The sequence below is a fragment of the Amycolatopsis sp. cg9 genome (assembly GCF_041346945.1).
GTDB lineage: Bacteria > Actinomycetota > Actinomycetes > Mycobacteriales > Pseudonocardiaceae > Amycolatopsis.
The window spans coordinates 4,155,312-4,170,494 of sequence record NZ_CP166850.1 but is presented as its reverse complement, the minus strand read 5'-3'; the positions used below and the strand labels follow the sequence as shown (position 1 = coordinate 4,170,494).

Sequence of the window (15,183 nt, the reverse complement as noted above, 5' to 3'; positions counted from 1 at the left end):
ATTTCGCTCCGACGCGAATGGATGGGTGGTTTTCGCTGTGACTGTCACCGACCCGGTGGAATCCGAACAGGCACCACTGAGCCTCGGCCGGGCCGCCGCCCGCACACTGGCCACCACAACCAAATCCGTCCCCCAGATGCAAGGCATCTCCACCCGCTGGCTCCTCAAAGCCCTCCCCTGGACCGACGTCGCCGCCGGCTCCTACCGCGTCAACCGCCGCCTCTCCTACTCCGTCGGCGACGGCCGCGTCACCTTCACCACCACCGGCGCCACCGTCCGCGTCATCCCCCCCGAACTCGGCGAACTCGCCCCCCTGCGCGGCTACGACGACGAAGACGTCCTCACCGAACTCGCCGCCCGCTTCACCCAGCACCACTACGAACCCGGCGACGCCCTCGTCGAATTCGGCTCCCCCGCCGACCAGGTCTTCCTCATCGCCCACGGCAAAATCACCAAAATCGGCACCGGCGCCTACGGCGACCACACCACCCTCGCCACCCTCGCCGACGGCGACCACTTCGGCGAAACCACCCTCACCCGCACCGACGGCATCTGGGAATTCACCGCCAAAGCCGTCACCGCCTGCACCGTCCTCACCCTCCCCCGCTCAGCCTTCGACGACGTCCTCGCCCGCGCCGACACCCTCCAAACCCACCTCAACGCCTACCAGGCCCGCGGCTCCGCAGCCAGCAACGACCACGGCGAAGCCGAGATCTCCCTCGCCTCCGGCCACGACGGCGAACCCCAGCTCCCCGGCACCTTCGTCGACTACGACACCCAACCGCGGGAATACGAACTCTCCGTCGCCCAGACCGTCCTGCGCGTGCACTCCCGCGTCGCCGACCTCTACAACCAGCCCCACAACCAGATCGAACAACAACTCCGCCTCACCGTCGAAGCCCTGCGCGAACGCCAGGAACACGAACTGGTCAACAACACCGACTTCGGGCTCCTGCACAACGCCGACTTCGCCCAGCGCATCCCCACCCGCACCGGCCCACCCACCCCTGATGACCTCGACGAACTGCTCACCCTCGTCTGGAAAGACCCCGGCTTCTTCCTCGCCCACCCCACCACCATCGCCGCGTTCGGCCGCGAATGCACCAAAGCCGGCATCTACCCCGACTCCGTCGACCTCGCCGGGCACCAGGTCCCCGCCTGGCGCGGCGTCCCGATCCTGCCCTGCAACAAAATCCCCGTCACCGACACCCGCACCAGCTCCATCCTGCTGATGCGCACCGGCGAACAAGCCCAAGGCGTCATCGGCCTGCACCAGACCGGCCTGCCCGACGAATACCAGCCCGGCCTCAACGTCCGGTTCATGGGCATCAACGACCAGGCCATCATCTCCTACCTCGTCTCCGCCTACTACTCCGCCGCCGTCCTCGTCCCCGACGCCCTGGCCGTGCTGGAAAGCGTCGAACTCGGCCGGGAACACTGACCGTGACGGTCACCGACGAACCCTCGGTGCAGTTGTCCCTCGGTGTGCCCGCGGCCCGGACCCTGGCCACCACCACCAAATCACTGCCGCAGATGCGGGGCATCACCCCGCGCTGGCTGCTCTCGCAGCTGCCGTGGGTCGACGTTCCCGCCGGCAGCTACCGCGTCAACCGCCGCCTCACCTACACCCTCGGCGACGGCAAACTCTCCTTCTACACCACCGGCACCCGCGTCCACGTCGTCCCCGCCGAACTCACCGAACTCGCCCTCCTGCGCGGCTTCGGCGACGACACCGCACTCGGGGCGCTGGCGGAGGCGTTCGAGCACCGCGAATACGAACCCGGCGCGACCCTGCTCACCGAAGGCACCCCGCTCGACACCCTCATCCTCATCGCGCACGGGAAAGTCACCCGCCACCGCACCGGCCCCTACGGCGACGACACCGCCCTCACCACCGCCACCGACGGCGACCACCTCGGCGCCGACCTGCTCACCCGCGACGACGCCACCTGGGGCTTCACCGCCCGCGCCGCCACCCGCGTCACCGCCCTCGTCCTGCCCGCCGCGACCTACGCCCGCCTCAACGGCCGCCTGCAATCGCTGCGCACCCACGTGGCCGAAGCGGCTTCACGGCCCCGGAAACCGCAGAACACCAAGGGCGAAGCCAGCATCGACCTGTCCGCCGGGCACGACGGGGAACCCCGCCTGGCCGGCACCTACGTCGACTACGACCCCGCACCCCGCGAATACGAACTCGCCGTCGCGCAAACCGTGCTGCACGTCCACACCCGCGTCACCGACCTCTACAACCAGCCCCACAACCAGCTCGAACAGCAGCTGCGGCTGACCGTGGAAGCGTTGCGGGAACGGCAGGAACACGACCTGATCACCAACACCGACTTCGGGCTGCTGCACAACGCCGGGCTCAAGCACCGGATCACCACCCGCAGCGGGCCACCCACACCGCTGGACATGGACGACCTGCTGTGCCGGCGGCGGAAGACGAAGTTCTTCCTCGCTCACCCCCGCGCGATCGCCGCGTTCGGGCGGGCCTGCACCGCCCACCGGGTCTACCCGGATACCGTTGTCCTGGATGGGAAACGGGTTCAGACCTGGCGCGGCGTGCCGATCCTGCCGTGCGACAAGATTCCGGTGACCGACACCGGGACGACGTCGATCCTGGCGATGCGCACCGGGGAGGACGACGCGGGGGTGATCGGCTTGCGTCCCAAACAACTCCCGGACGAGTACCAGCCGGGCATCAACGTGCGGCTGATGGGGACCGGGGACCGCGCGGTCACCTCCTACCTCGTCAGCGCCTACCACTCCGCGGCCGTGCTGGTCCCGGACGCGCTGGGCATTCTCGACGACGTCGAGGTCGGGATCGCATGACGACCATGGACGCACGTACGGCGGCCCGTCCCCTCGCCGAGGTTCTCGCGTGGAGCAAGGGTCTGGTCGACCCGGCGCTGCGCACCGCCGCGGACCGGCTGCCGGACGTGATGCGCCGGATCGCCGGCTACCACTTCGGCTGGTGGGACGCCCAGGGCGAACCGTCCTCGGCGGACGGCGGCAAGGCGTTGCGGCCCGCGCTGGTCCTGCTGTGCGCGGAGGCCGCGGGCGGCGACCCGGCGGAGGCCGTGCCGGCGGCCGTCGCGGTGGAGCTCGTGCACAACTTTTCGCTGCTGCACGACGACATCATGGACGGCGACACGACCCGCCGTCACCGCGCGACGGCGTGGACGGTGTTCGGCACCGGCCCCGCGGTGCTCGCCGGGGACGCGTTGCTGAGCCTGGCGTTCGAGGAGCTGACCCCCGAAGGCGCGAAGCTGTTGTCGCAGGGCGTGCTCGCCCTGCTGGAAGGCCAGGCCGCCGACCTGGACTTCGAGCAGCGCGACGACGTCACACCACCGGAGTGCGTCCGGATGGCCACCGGCAAGACGGCGGCCCTGATCGGCGCGGCCTGCGAACTGGGCGCCCTCCACGGCACCCGGCCACCGGACCGGTTCGGCGCGTTCGGCACCGCGGTGGGCCTGGCGTTCCAGCACGTCGACGACCTGCTCGGCATCTGGGGCAACCCGGCCGAGACGGGCAAGCCGGTGTACTCGGACCTGCAGAACCGCAAGAAGTCCCTCCCGGTGGTGACGGCCCTGTCCTCGGGCACGGAGGCGGGCACGGAACTGGCGTCGCTCTACGAAGGCACGGACCCCCTGGACGAGGCGCAGCTGGCCCGCGCGGCCACCTTGGTGGAGTCCGCGGGCGGCCGCCAGTGGAGCCAGGCCCAGGCGGCGGCGCTGGTGGCGAAGGGACTTCGGGAGCTGGCGTCGGTCAACCCGGTCCCCCGCCCGGCGGCAGAACTGGCCGCACTGGCCCGGCTGATCACGACCCGCACGCACTGAGGCCGCGGGCCGGAGGGGTTCGGCGCGAGGGATCGGCGCGCCACCGGAGCAGCACGTGCGGTCGGCGCGGCCGCACGTGCGAACGACAGGGTCCACTGCGGACGGCCCGGCCACCCGGCAGGGCGGCTTGCCTGGGCGACGCCGGGCCGCCCGCGTGCTCGGCCCGGCGAGACTACGCCTGCGAACCGCGAACCGCACCCACGACCATCGCCGCTACCTCCGCACGGCCACACCCGCGCCCAGCGGGCAACCACGCAAGGCCTCCCCGGGCGCTCGCATCATCTGCTCAAGCAAAGCGAGCCCGGCGCGGCCACAGCTGCAAACCGCGGACCGCGCCCAAGTCCCAGCGCGCCCGCGCCCGGCCGGGCAACCCGCAAGGCCGCGCCGGGCCGCCCGCGCGCTCGACTCAAGCCGCGCGCGAAGTCACCGAAGCAGCGCCGCCGGTCGCACCCTTCACTTGCCCGGGCGGGTCAAGCCGTCCTTGTCCGCCTTCAGGCTCAAGATGTTCTTGTCCGTGTCCGCCAGCGCCTTCGTGACCGGCCCAGACTTCTCCGAAGTCGACAAGTCGAGCAGCCGGATCGGGTTGTCCAGCTTGATCAACGTCGGCACGTACTCCGCCTTGTCGACCTTCCACCGCTCGCCATCGCGCACGAAGCGGAACCGCGCCGCCGCTCCCTCTTCGGTGTCGCCGCGGGGTTCCGAGTGGCGGGCGATGCTGTTGCCCAGGCCGTAGGCCACCCACTTGTCGCCGAGCTTCTCGAACGGCTGGACCACGTGGGCGTGGTGGCCGATGATCAGGTCGACGTCGTCCGACGCCAGGATCTTCTTCGCCTGCGACCGCTGTTCCGCCGTCGGCTCGTGCTGGTACTCCACACCCCAGTGCAGGCTCGCGATCACGACCTGCGCGCCCGCCTCACGCGCCTTGCGCGCCGCCGACAGGACGTCGTCGACGTCGATCTGGTTGGCCAGCCACGGTTTGCCGGCCGGGACCTTGATGCCGTTGAACCCGAAGGCGTACGACACCTGCGCCACCTTGACGCCGTTGACGTCCATGACCAGGGGCTTCGCCGCTTCCGCCGCCGACCGGGCCGAGCCGGTGTGCTTGATGCCGACGGCGTCGAGCTTGTCCAGCGTGCGCGTGACGCCGTCGGCGCCCTGGTCGATCGTGTGGTTGGACGACGTCGAGCACGTGTCGTAGCCGGTGTCCTTGATCGCGTCCGCGATCTCCGGGGGCGCGCTGAACGACGGGTACCCGCTGTACGGCCCGCCTTCCGGTGCCAGCGGGGTCTCGAGGTGGCAGATCCCGAGGTCGGCGCCGGAGATCAGCGGCTTGATCCCGGCCAGCAGCGGCCGGTAGTCGATCTTGCCGCCGCCGTCGGCCTCGGCCTGCTCGGTCAGCGCCGGGTGGATCAGGACGTCGCCGGTCGCCACGACGCTGAACGAACCGTCCGGAGCGGCGGCCGAGGAAGACGCCGTCTCCGGGAACGGCGTCGGCGCCGGGCCGGACTGCTGCGGTGTGCCGCTGCACCCGGCCACCAGGACGGCGACCCCGGCGAGCGCGGCGACGCGGTGCTTCGTCATCGGTCCCCCTCCCGACGTCGTCCGGGACGCCGTCCGGCCATCCTGCCAGCCGGGCGAACCCGGCAGAGAGGGCATCCCGGTCATCGAAAACTCCCACCACAGTCGACAACACCGATCAGAACATTCGCACAGGACAAAACCGGACAACGCGCAGCCCAGCGGGGAAAAAATACGATAAATGACCCTCGCGAATGCCACGATGCAACTACGGAGAGTAGGTCTCGCTCCGCTAACTGCGCCTTGACGCTCCACGAACGGGTGTTTTGTAATACCAGTCACTCGGTGGTAACCGAGCCGCAACACTCGTCCCCGGTCCCATGGGAGCACTCGATGTCCACATACCCGCACAGGTCTCGCACCTGGAGCGTTGTTGGTTGTTGTTTGATTTCCGGCGTCCTGATGGCCTCGTGCTCCTCCGGCAAGGACACGGCGGCACCGCAGCAGCAAGCACCGGCCAACGGCAAGATCACGCTGTACTACCTGCAGAAGCAGGGTGACCAGCAGTACTTCGTCGAGCAGGCGCAGGGAGCCCAGGAGAAAGCCAAGGAACTCGGCGTCGAGCTCAAGGTCGTCAACCTCGGCCAGGACGCCAACAAAGCGATCACCGAACTCGACGCCGCGGTCGCGCAGGGCGCCAACGGCATCGCCATCGTCGTCCCCGACCAGGCCATCGGCCCGCAGGTGATCGACAAGGCGAAGAGCGCGGGCATCCCGCTGATCGCGTCCGACGACGTCATCAAGGACGGCACCGGCGCGAAGGCCGCGTTCGTCGGCTTCAACGGCAGCCAGATGGGCGACTCGGTCGGCACCGAGGCCGGGAAGCTGTTCAAGGCCGCCGGCTGGACCGCCGCCGACACGAAGATCATCAGCGCCTACAAGCAGGACCTCACCGTCTGCACCGACCGCGTCAACGCCGCGAAGGCCGCGTTCCAGAAGTCGGGCGGCGCGGACGTCCAGGTGATCGACGTCGGCACCGACAACTCCCCCGTCGACGCGCAGAACCGCTCCGGCGCGGTGATCGGCTCCAACCCGGGCGTCAAGCACTGGGTCGTGTGGGGCTGCAACGACGAGAACGAAACCGGTGTCGTGACCGCGCTCGCCAACTCGGGCGTGCAGGCGAACAACATCATCGGCGTCGGGCTCGGCGCGTACCTCACCTGCAAGGACTGGGCCGCGGGCAAGGACACCGGGAACAAGTCCGCGCTCTACATCTCCGGCGCCGAGGTCGGCCGCTCGGCGATCCAGGTGCTCGTCGACAAGGTGAAGAACGGCAAGGAGCTGCCCGCGGAGACGATCGCGAAGACCACGATCGTCAACAAGGACAACTACAAGCAGGCCGGCGTCAACTGCACCTGACCGAACTCCCGTACCCCGCACTTTCACGTGAAAGTGCCGGGTACGGGCTCGACCGCCGAAGGGCGACCATGTCCTCCTCTTCACCCGCGCTCGCCGTCGAGGGCATCGGCAAGCGCTTCTCCGGGGTCACCGCACTCGACGACGTCTCGCTGGAGTTCCGCTCCGGCGAAGTCCTCGCGCTGATGGGCGAAAACGGCGCCGGCAAGTCGACGCTGCTGCGCGTCCTCTCCGGCGACCAGGGCCCCGACGACGGGCGCCTCCTGCTCGACGGCACCGAGGTCGCGTTCGACACCCCGCGCGCGGCGATGGCCGCCGGGGTCCGCGTGATCTACCAGGAACCCGAGATCATCCCGCACGTTTCGGTGGCGGAGAACGTCTTCGTCGGCGAACTCCCCGCGAAGGGCCGGGTGTTCAACCGCCGCACGCTCATGAAGGCCACGCACGACGCGCTCGCCGAATACGGCTTCGAGGGCGTGCTCAACCCGGCCACGCTCGGCGTCGCCCTCTCCGCCGCCCAGCGCCAGCTCGTCGAGATCCTGCGCGTGCTCACCGCGGCCACCCCGCCGAAGGTGATCGCGTTCGACGAACCGACGTCGTCGCTGTCCGAGCACGAGGTCGAGGCGCTGTTCCGGCTGATCGGCCGGCTGCGCGACAGCGGGGTCGCGGTCGTCTACGTCTCGCACCGGATGAAGGAGATCTTCCAGCTCGCCGACCGCGTCGCCGTGCTGCGCGACGGGAAGCTCGTCGGCGTCCAGCAGGTCTCCGAGACCGACGAGCCCGGCCTGGTCCGGATGATGATCGGCCGCGACCTGTCGGCCCTCGAGCGCCGCGTCACGCAGGACACCGGCGACGTCGTCCTGAAGCTCGACGACGTCACGACCGACGACGTCACCGGCATCTCGCTGCAGGTCCGCGCGGGCGAGGTCGTCTGCCTCGCGGGACTGGTCGGCGCCGGGCGCTCGGAGCTGGCCCGCGCGATCGTCGGCGACCTGCCGATCCGGTCCGGGACGGTGGAACTCGACGGCAAGCGGCTGCGCGCGCACAACCCGGGCGACGCCGTGAAGGCGGGCATCGGTTTCGCCCCCGAAGAGCGCAAGACGGACGCGTTGCTCATGCAGCGGTCCGTGCGCGACAACGTCTCCATCGCCGTCCTCGACCGCCTTCGCCGGTTCCGCGTGGTGAAGCGGGCGAAGGAACGCGCGCTCGTCGAGGAGTACGTGCGCGAGCTCCGCGTGCGGACGCCGTCGATGGAGCAGGAAGTCCGGAAGCTGTCCGGCGGCAACCAGCAGAAGGCCGTCCTCGCGCGGTGGCTCGCGCGGCGGCCGAAGCTGCTGATCCTCGACGAGCCGACGCGCGGGGTCGACGTCGGCGCGAAGGCCGAGATCTACCGGATCGTCGACGGTCTCGCCGCGGAAGGCATCGCGCTGCTGGTCATCTCGTCCGACCTGCCCGAGGTGCTGACGCTCGCCGACCGCATCCTCGTGATGCGCGCCGGGCGGCTGGCCGGCGAGATCGGCCGCGAAGAAGCGACCGAGGAAGCCGTGCTGACCCTCGCCATCCCCGAAACCGAACCAGCCGTGGAAGAAGCCCAGGAGATCGGCGCATGACCACCCCCACGAAGGAAACCTCGGCCCCCGCCGCACCCGCGCGACCGAGCGCCGCGCGCCGGGTGCTGACCGGCATCGGCGTGCAGAACTCGAGCCTGATCATCACGCTCATCGCGCTGGTGATCCTGCTGAGCGTGCTGAACGAGAACTTCTTCCGCACCAACAACCTGCTGCTCATCGGCAGCGCGATCACCATCATGGGACTGCTGGCCCTGGTCCAGACCCTGGTGATCATCCTGGGCGCGCTGGACATCTCGGTCGGCTCGATGGCCGGGCTCGCCTCGGTCGTCTCGGCGATGGTGTTCACCTCGACCGGCAACTCCGAGGTCGGCATCCTCGCCGCGGTCGGCGTCGGCATCCTCTGCGGCCTGGTCAACGGCATGATCATCATCTTCGGCCGGGTCAACCCGGTGGTCGCGACGCTGGCGATGCTCGCCACCTACAAGGGCATCGCGCAGGTGATCTCCGACGGCAAGGCGCAGGGTTACACCGGCGGCGACGACCTGTTCATCTTCCTGGCCAAGGGGTCCGTGCTCGGGCTGCCGTCGCTGGTCTGGGTGTTCCTGATCGTCGCGGCGCTGCTGCACTTCCTGCTGAAGTACACCGACATCGGCCGCAACGTCTACGCGATCGGCGGCAACGACACCGCGGCGCGGCTGGCCGGCATCAACATCAACCGGTACATCATCGGCGTGTACGCGCTGGTCGGCGTGGTCGCGGCGATCGCGGGCGTGCTGATCACCGCGCGCACCGGCTCCGGCCAGCCGACGTCCGGGTCGGAAGGCCTGGAGCTGCAGGCCGTCACCGGCGCCGCGCTCGGCGGGACGATGCTCAAGGGCGGCCGCGGCTCGATCATCTCCACCGTGCTCGCGGTGATCATCCTGGGCGTGCTCGACAACGGCATGTCCGGGCTGGGCATCAACCCGTTCTGGCAGAACGTCGCCCACGGCGCTCTGCTGGTGATCGCGGTCGTGCTGCAGCAGCTGCGCAGCGGGGAGCGCCGCGTCGGCCTGCCCGAGTAGCGCGGGCGGCGGCGGTGAGCGGTCCACGGAGCCTGCACGCGCGCATCGTCGACGAACTGGGCAGGCTCATCGTCGAAGGCGTCCTCGGGGACGGGCAGCCGCTCGTCCCCGAGGAGCTCGGGCGCCGGTTCTCGGCGTCGAGGACGGTGGTGCGCGAGGCACTGCGCGTCCTGGAGTCCAAGGGCATGGTCACCGCGCGCCCGCGGGTCGGCACCTGGACGCTGCCGCCCGACGCGTGGGACGCGATCGACCCGGACGTCATCGCGTGGCGCGTCAACGGGCCCGACCGCCGCAAGCACCTGCGGGAGCTGCTGGAACTGCGGCTGGCGATCGAGCCGCAGGCGGCGCGGATGGCCGCGGGGCACCGGCGCCCGGACGAGCTGTCGGCGATGGCCGCGGCCTACGAGCTGATGGCGGACGCGGTCGAGCGTTCCGACGCCGCGGCGTTCGGGGAAGCCGACTCGCGCTTCCACGCGGCGCTGATCCGCGCGTCCGGGAACGCGTTGATCGCGCAGCTGCAGGTTCCCGTGGTGGCCGCGCTGACCGCGCACGGCGAGCCGATGGAGCTCGTCGCGCATTCCCGGGTGCTGACACTGGTGCTCGCGAAGAACGCCGACGGAGCCGAAGCCGCGTCGCGCCGGCTGCTGGAAACCGTTGCGCCGTACCGCTCATCGGCACCTTGACACGCCCACCGGGAAGCGCTTCACTCGCCTGCGGATGACCGCCGCCATGACGTGATGAGGAGGACGCTTCCATGCGTTTCCCGGGAATTCGCGGTTTTGGCGTGCTCGCGGCCGCGGCACTGGCGGGCGGTCTGTTCACTGCCCCCGCCGCTGCCGCGGCGACCTGCGCCGTCGCGGACGAAATGGTCGCCGCGGGCGACTACTGGGCCGCCAACGGGACGAACCCCGACCCGGCCGACTGGCAGAACGCGACGTTCCACGTCGGCAACCTGGCACTGGTCCGGACCACCGGCCAGTCCAACCACAAGACGTACCCGTGGGCGCAGGCGAACGGCTACCAGCTGCCGCTCGACCCGAAGCGGCCGTTCTTCCCGGACAACCAGGCGGCCGGCGAGGCGTACCTGGACCTGTACACCTACTTCCACCCGGAGATCCCGCTCGACTCGATCCGCACCCGGATCCGGGACGAAGTGGCGTCCGTGCAGGCGGGGCACCGGGACTACTGGAACTACGTCGACGCGCTGAACATGGCGATGCCGTCGTTCGCCCGGATGAGCCTGATCGACCACGATCCGTCCTATCTGGACGCGATGGACCGGCTCTTCCGGACGTCGGAACACAAGCTGTACAACGAGTTCACCGGCTTGTGGTACCGCGACGAGCGGTTCAAGGGCTCGGGCGTGTTCTGGTCGCGCGGCAACGGCTGGGCCCTGGCGGCGCTGACGAAGGTGCTGCAGGTCCTCCCGGCCGCCGACCCGCGGCGGCCGGAATACCTGCGGGTGTTCAAGAAGATGGCGGCTTCGCTGGCGTCGGTGCAACGCCGTGACGGCTTCTGGAACTCGGACCTGCTGAACCCGTGGAACCACGGCGGCCCGGAGACGAGCGGCACGGCGTTCTTCGCGTTCGGCATCGGCTGGGGCGTCAACGCGGGCGTCCTCGACGCCGCCCGGTTCCGCCCGGTGGCCGACAAGGCGTGGACGGCACTGTCGACGAAGGCGCTGCAGGCGGACGGCAAGGTCGGCTACGTCCAGCCGGTGGGCGACCGCCCGGCGACGGCGAAGCCCACGGACACCGCGGCTTACGGCGTCGGCGCGTTCCTGCTGGCCGGCCAGGAAGTGGCGAAACTGCAGGGCTGCTCCGCCGAGTAGGGCTACTTCAGGCAGTCTCCGGGGTCGCCGCGGCGCAGGGCCGGGTCCGACTGGGGGAAGGTGCGGGCGACGCCCGGGCCCGAAGTGCGGTGCTCGAAGCGGACCGTCACCCGGCCGTGGCCCGCGCCCTGGACCCAGCCCGTGCCGAACTCCTCGTGGGCCACGTCGTTGCCCTGGCGCCACTCCGAAGGGGCCGTGGGGGCCGGGGTCGCCGCGGTGACCACCGTCGACGCCGACGGCACCGCGGGGGCCGCCAGGGTGAACAGCGCGTCCTGGTGCGGCACCGAAAGGCCGCTGTAGGCCACCCCCGCCAGCCGGATGCCGCCGAACTCCGCCGGGTCCAGGAGCAGGCGCTCCGCTGTCGCGGCCAGCTCGGCCAGGTCGTCGGTCGGGGCGGAGATCGTCTCGGAGCGGGTCACCGTGTGCATGTCGGTGTGCCGCAGCTTGATCACCACCGTCCGCGCCACGCGCTCGGCCTTGAGCAGGCGCTGGTGCGCGCCGACCGCGATGCGCCGGACCTCCGCCTTCAAGGAGGCCAGGTCCTTGATGTCGGTGTCGAACGTCGTCTCGGCGCTGACCTGCTTGGTTTCGGCGCGCCCGGCCACCGGGCGGTCGTCGGCGCCGGTCGCGAGCCGGCGCAGGTCGCGGCCGACCACGCCGCCGAGCGTGGCCACGGCGTCCTGTTCGGACAGTGCCGCCAGCTGCCCGAGCGTCTGGACGCCGATGAACCGCAGCTTGCCCTCCGCGACCGGGCCGATCCCCCACAGCGCGCGCACCGGCAGCGGCGCCAGGAACTCCCGCTCGGTGCCCTGCGGCACGACCAGCAGCCCGTCCGGCTTGGCCTCGTCGGACGCGATCTTCGCGATCTGCTTGCCGTTCCCCGCGCCGATCGACGCCACCAGGCCGGTTTCCGCGCGGATCCGCGCCCGCAGCGAAGCGCAGAACTCCGTGACGGCGTCCAGCGGAGCACCGACGAGCGACGGCGGTTCGGCGAAGGCTTCGTCGAGCGAGATCTTCTCCAGCACCGGCGCCACCGCGGAGACGACGGCGAACACCTCCTGGCTGAGCCGCTCGTAGACGCGGAACCGCGGCGGCACGATGACGCCGTTCGCCGGCAGCAGCCGCCGCGCCTGGGCCATCGGCATCGCCGACTTGATGCCGAACGCGCGGGACTCGTAGCTGGCACCGGCGACGACACCGCGGGGGCCGAGCCCGCCGACGAGCACCGGGCGCCCGGCCAGCGTCGGGCGGGTGAGCTGCTCGGCCGAGGCGTAGAAGGCGTCCAGGTCGAGGTGGATCACCCAGCGGGCCACGTCAGTCCCCGCCGGTGGCGTCCAGCAGCTGGTGGAGCGCCTGGGTGTAGCTCTCGAACGCGGCCCGCCCGCGGCCGGTCAGCCGGACCAGGGTGACCGGCGTGCGGTGCTCGTAGGCCTTGGTGATCTCGACGTACTCGGCGTCCTCGAGCTTGCGCAGGTGCGTCGAAAGGTTGCCGGCCGTCATGTCGAGGAGCTGCTGCAGCCGCGGGAAGGTGATCTGGTCGCCGGTGCGCAGGCCGGCGAGCGCGACGGTGACGCGCAGCCGCGCCTGGGCGTGGATGACGGGGTCGAGCTGCGGCAGTTCGCTCATCGGCGCTTCTCGCGGGCGAAGTACACGATCGAGGCGAGCAGGAACCCGCCACCGCCGCACACCGTGAGCACGAGGAAGTTGTGCGGGTAGCCCACGAGCACGCTCAGCGCCGCCGACACGATCATCCACGCGCCGAGGCCGTACATCAGCTTGTCCTGCCAGACCATGCCGCCAGCCAGGTACATCACGCCGGTGATCAGCAGCCAGGTGCCCGACCACAGCAGCGACACCTGGTCGGAGGAGAGCACCTGGAACTGCGTGATCCGGATGTCGACGACCAGCAGCCCGATCGAGGCGAGCGCCCAGCCGTAGCCGTACATCGCGCCGATCGTGCGGGACGGCCCGCGGATGCCGCGGCCGGAGCGGATGCTGGTGTAGGTGGTGTAGGCCATGGCCCCGAGGAACAGCACCGGGACGACGATCGCGCCGGCGACCCAGCCGGGCACCGCCACCCAGGACCGCGTGGTGACGTAGGTGAAGCCCCAGCCGACGAGCCAGGCGAAGGCCCAGGCGGCGAGCATCCGCGCCGGGCCCCCGCCGAGTTCGCGCTGGTTCCGCCGGGACTGCCGAGCGATCAGGTTCAGCGACTCCTCGGCCGACATCGGCTCGTCTTCCACCTGGTCCGCCCTCCTCCCGTGCGTTGCACGGAAGCTAACACGCACTCAGAGCCTGGCCGTGTCCAGCCGGAACCGGCGAACCACCACCAGCGCGGGAACGACCAGCCACCCGGCCAGCACGAGCACCGCGAACCCGGTGCCGCCGGCGTGCGCGAGCGGTTCGAGACCGACGCGGCCCAGCCAGTACGTCGGGAAGAAGTGCGCGAGCGTCGCCATCCAGTCCGGGAGGACGTAGAGCGGGATCCAGAGGCCGCCGAGCATGCCGAGCGGCATCATCAGCGCGCCGGTGACGGCGCCGACCGTGTCGCCCTTGCCGAACAGGCCGATCGCCAGGCCCAGCACCGCGAACGGGAGCACGCCGAGCCACAGCGACACCAGGACCAGACCCCACTGGGCCGCGGTCATCTCGACGCCCATCGCGAGCCCGGCGGCGAAGAGCACGACGAGCACCGGCAGCGCGACGGCCATCGCCGAGAGCACCTTGACGAGCAGGTAGCCCGGCCCGCGCATCGGCGTGAGCCGCAGCTGCCGCTGCCAGCCGTCGGTGCGTTCCTGCGCGACCCGGGTGCCGGTGAACAGCGCGCCGCCGCTCGCGCCGTACGCGGCCAGGTTGATCATGGTCTGGACGTCGGCGGGCAGGCCGTTGGGCGCGACCAGCTTGCCGAAGATCGACCCGAACAGCAGGAACATCGCGACCGGCATGCCGATGGTGAAGATCGTGAACTGCGGGCTGCGGACGATCCGCTTGACTTCGAGGCTCAGGTAGGTGGTGTTCACGCGGCTGCCTCCTCGGCGGTCAGCGCCAGGAAGGCCTCTTCGAGGCCGAGCGCGGCGATTTCGATGTCGGACGCCGCCGGGTGCGCGGCGAGCAGGGCGCGGACGGCGGCGTCGGAGTCGGCGCAGGCCAGCTCGGCGCGGCCGGCGCGCAGCTGCACGCTCGTGACGCCGGGCAGCGCGGCCAGCGCGGCTTCGGTCGCGCCGGGCACGACGGCCTTGAGCACGCGGCCGGACACCGCGGCCCGGATCTCGGCGACCGGGCCGTCGGCGACGACGGCGCCGTGGCGCATCAGCACGACGCGGTCGGCGTAGTCCTCGGCCTCGGCGAGGTAGTGCGTCGCGAACAGGACGGTCCGGCCGGTCGCGGCGAACTCGCGGATGGCCGCCCAGAACGCGCGCCTGCCGTCGACGTCCATCGCGGCGGTCGGCTCGTCGAGCACGAGCAGCTGCGGGTCGCCGGCCAGCGCGAGCGCGAACCGGACCCGCTGCCGCTCGCCGCCGGAAAGCTTGCCGCAGCGGCGTTTGACCAGGTCAGTCAGGCCGGCGCGGGCGATCACCTCGGCCGCGGGCAGCGGCTTCGCGTGCGTCGAGACGATCAGGTCGACGATCTCGCCGACCGTGGCGTCCGGCAGCAGCGCGCCGTTCTGCATCATCGCGCCGACCAGCCCCCGGTCGACGGCCTCGCGCGGGCTGCCCCCGGCGACGGTCACCTCCCCCGCGTCCGGCTTGGTCAGGCCGAGCAGCATGTCGACGGTGGTCGACTTGCCCGCGCCGTTCGGCCCGAGCAGCGCGACGACCTCGCCGCGCGCGACCTCGACGGACACGCCGCCGACCGCCGTGACCCGGCCGAACCGCTTGGTCAGGCCGTGGAGTGCGAACGCCGGTCCCCCAGTCATGGCGTCCTCCTTTCGTGGACTTTGCGTTTCA

Annotated in this window: 14 protein-coding genes; 8 read left to right on the top strand and 6 right to left on the bottom strand. The window is 70.8% G+C overall.

Annotation, left to right across the window (positions count from 1 at the left end):
- Nucleotides 1–37: 37 nt before the first annotated feature.
- The 3 genes from AB5J73_RS20070 to AB5J73_RS20060 are packed head-to-tail and all read left to right on the top strand — an operon-like array spanning nucleotide 38 to nucleotide 3,839.
- Entirely contained in the window at nucleotides 38–1,441 is a 1,404-nt protein-coding gene (locus AB5J73_RS20070; RefSeq protein WP_370971207.1) for a family 2B encapsulin nanocompartment shell protein, read from the top strand.
- Nucleotides 1,442–1,443: 2 nt separating this feature from the next.
- Complete coding sequence (locus AB5J73_RS20065) at nucleotides 1,444–2,832, top strand: family 2B encapsulin nanocompartment shell protein (RefSeq protein WP_370971206.1); 1,389 nt, start codon at nucleotides 1,444–1,446, stop codon at nucleotides 2,830–2,832.
- Nucleotides 2,829–3,839 carry a family 2 encapsulin nanocompartment cargo protein polyprenyl transferase gene (locus AB5J73_RS20060; RefSeq protein ID WP_370971205.1) on the top strand — a complete coding sequence of 337 codons (1,011 nt, stop codon included), beginning with the start codon at nucleotides 2,829–2,831 and terminating at the stop codon, nucleotides 3,837–3,839. The genes AB5J73_RS20065 and AB5J73_RS20060 overlap by 4 nt, the downstream gene beginning before the upstream one ends.
- 453 nt (nucleotides 3,840–4,292) lie before the next feature.
- Here the strand turns inward: AB5J73_RS20060 and AB5J73_RS20055 are convergent, their stop codons facing one another.
- Complete coding sequence (locus AB5J73_RS20055) at nucleotides 4,293–5,420, bottom strand: CapA family protein (RefSeq protein WP_370971204.1); 1,128 nt, start codon at nucleotides 5,418–5,420, stop codon at nucleotides 4,293–4,295.
- A gap of 381 nt (nucleotides 5,421–5,801) precedes the next feature.
- Between AB5J73_RS20055 and AB5J73_RS20050 the strand changes: the two genes are divergently transcribed.
- The 5 genes from AB5J73_RS20050 (at nucleotide 5,802) to AB5J73_RS20030 (ending at nucleotide 11,236) form a co-directional block, all read left to right on the top strand.
- Nucleotides 5,802–6,776, top strand: a complete 975-nt coding sequence (locus AB5J73_RS20050) for a substrate-binding domain-containing protein (protein ID WP_370971203.1) — start codon at nucleotides 5,802–5,804, stop codon at nucleotides 6,774–6,776.
- 68 nt (nucleotides 6,777–6,844) lie between these two features.
- Entirely contained in the window at nucleotides 6,845–8,383 is a 1,539-nt protein-coding gene (locus AB5J73_RS20045) for a sugar ABC transporter ATP-binding protein (protein WP_370971202.1), read from the top strand.
- A complete protein-coding gene (locus AB5J73_RS20040; protein WP_370971201.1) occupies nucleotides 8,380–9,405 on the top strand; it encodes an ABC transporter permease in 1,026 nt (341 codons plus the stop codon). The genes AB5J73_RS20045 and AB5J73_RS20040 overlap by 4 nt, the downstream gene beginning before the upstream one ends.
- Before the next feature lie 14 nt (nucleotides 9,406–9,419).
- Entirely contained in the window at nucleotides 9,420–10,088 is a 669-nt protein-coding gene (locus tag AB5J73_RS20035) for a FadR/GntR family transcriptional regulator (protein ID WP_370971200.1), read from the top strand.
- A gap of 101 nt (nucleotides 10,089–10,189) precedes the next feature.
- Nucleotides 10,190–11,236 carry a glycoside hydrolase family 88 protein gene (locus tag AB5J73_RS20030; RefSeq protein ID WP_370971199.1) on the top strand — a complete coding sequence of 349 codons (1,047 nt, stop codon included), beginning with the start codon at nucleotides 10,190–10,192 and terminating at the stop codon, nucleotides 11,234–11,236.
- A 2-nt stretch (nucleotides 11,237–11,238) separates the two neighbouring features.
- Here AB5J73_RS20030 and AB5J73_RS20025 read toward each other — a convergent pair whose 3' ends face one another.
- The 5 genes from AB5J73_RS20025 to AB5J73_RS20005 are packed head-to-tail and all read right to left on the bottom strand — an operon-like array spanning nucleotide 11,239 to nucleotide 15,152.
- Entirely contained in the window at nucleotides 11,239–12,549 is a 1,311-nt protein-coding gene (locus AB5J73_RS20025) for a DNA polymerase IV (protein WP_370971198.1), read from the bottom strand.
- A 1-nt stretch (nucleotide 12,550) separates the two neighbouring features.
- Nucleotides 12,551–12,862 (bottom strand): transcriptional regulator, encoded by a 312-nt coding sequence (locus tag AB5J73_RS20020; RefSeq protein ID WP_370971197.1) that lies wholly within the window; start codon nucleotides 12,860–12,862, stop codon nucleotides 12,551–12,553.
- Nucleotides 12,859–13,479, bottom strand: a complete 621-nt coding sequence (locus AB5J73_RS20015; RefSeq protein ID WP_370971196.1) for a hypothetical protein — start codon at nucleotides 13,477–13,479, stop codon at nucleotides 12,859–12,861. Before AB5J73_RS20015 ends, AB5J73_RS20020 begins: the two co-directional genes overlap by 4 nt.
- A 45-nt stretch (nucleotides 13,480–13,524) precedes the next feature.
- A complete protein-coding gene (locus tag AB5J73_RS20010; protein WP_370971195.1) occupies nucleotides 13,525–14,256 on the bottom strand; it encodes an ABC transporter permease in 732 nt (243 codons plus the stop codon).
- The gene (locus tag AB5J73_RS20005) at nucleotides 14,253–15,152 is read right to left on the bottom strand and encodes an ABC transporter ATP-binding protein (protein WP_370971194.1); all 900 of its coding nucleotides are present in this window, start codon (nucleotides 15,150–15,152) and stop codon (nucleotides 14,253–14,255) included. Before AB5J73_RS20005 ends, AB5J73_RS20010 begins: the two co-directional genes overlap by 4 nt.
- Nucleotides 15,153–15,183: the final 31 nt, after the last annotated feature.

What these genes read in the sequence shown, in the direction of transcription:
- AB5J73_RS20005 (WP_370971194.1), bottom strand. Translation starts at nt 15,152, where the DNA reads ATGACTGGGGGACCGGCGTTCGCACTCCACGGCCTGACCAAGCGGTTC.
- AB5J73_RS20020 (WP_370971197.1), bottom strand. Translation starts at nt 12,862, where the DNA reads ATGAGCGAACTGCCGCAGCTCGACCCCGTCATCCACGCCCAGGCGCGG.
- AB5J73_RS20040 (WP_370971201.1), top strand. Translation starts at nt 8,380, where the DNA reads ATGACCACCCCCACGAAGGAAACCTCGGCCCCCGCCGCACCCGCGCGA.
- AB5J73_RS20045 (WP_370971202.1), top strand. Translation starts at nt 6,845, where the DNA reads ATGTCCTCCTCTTCACCCGCGCTCGCCGTCGAGGGCATCGGCAAGCGC.
- AB5J73_RS20055 (WP_370971204.1), bottom strand. Translation starts at nt 5,420, where the DNA reads ATGACGAAGCACCGCGTCGCCGCGCTCGCCGGGGTCGCCGTCCTGGTG.
- AB5J73_RS20060 (WP_370971205.1), top strand. Translation starts at nt 2,829, where the DNA reads ATGACGACCATGGACGCACGTACGGCGGCCCGTCCCCTCGCCGAGGTT.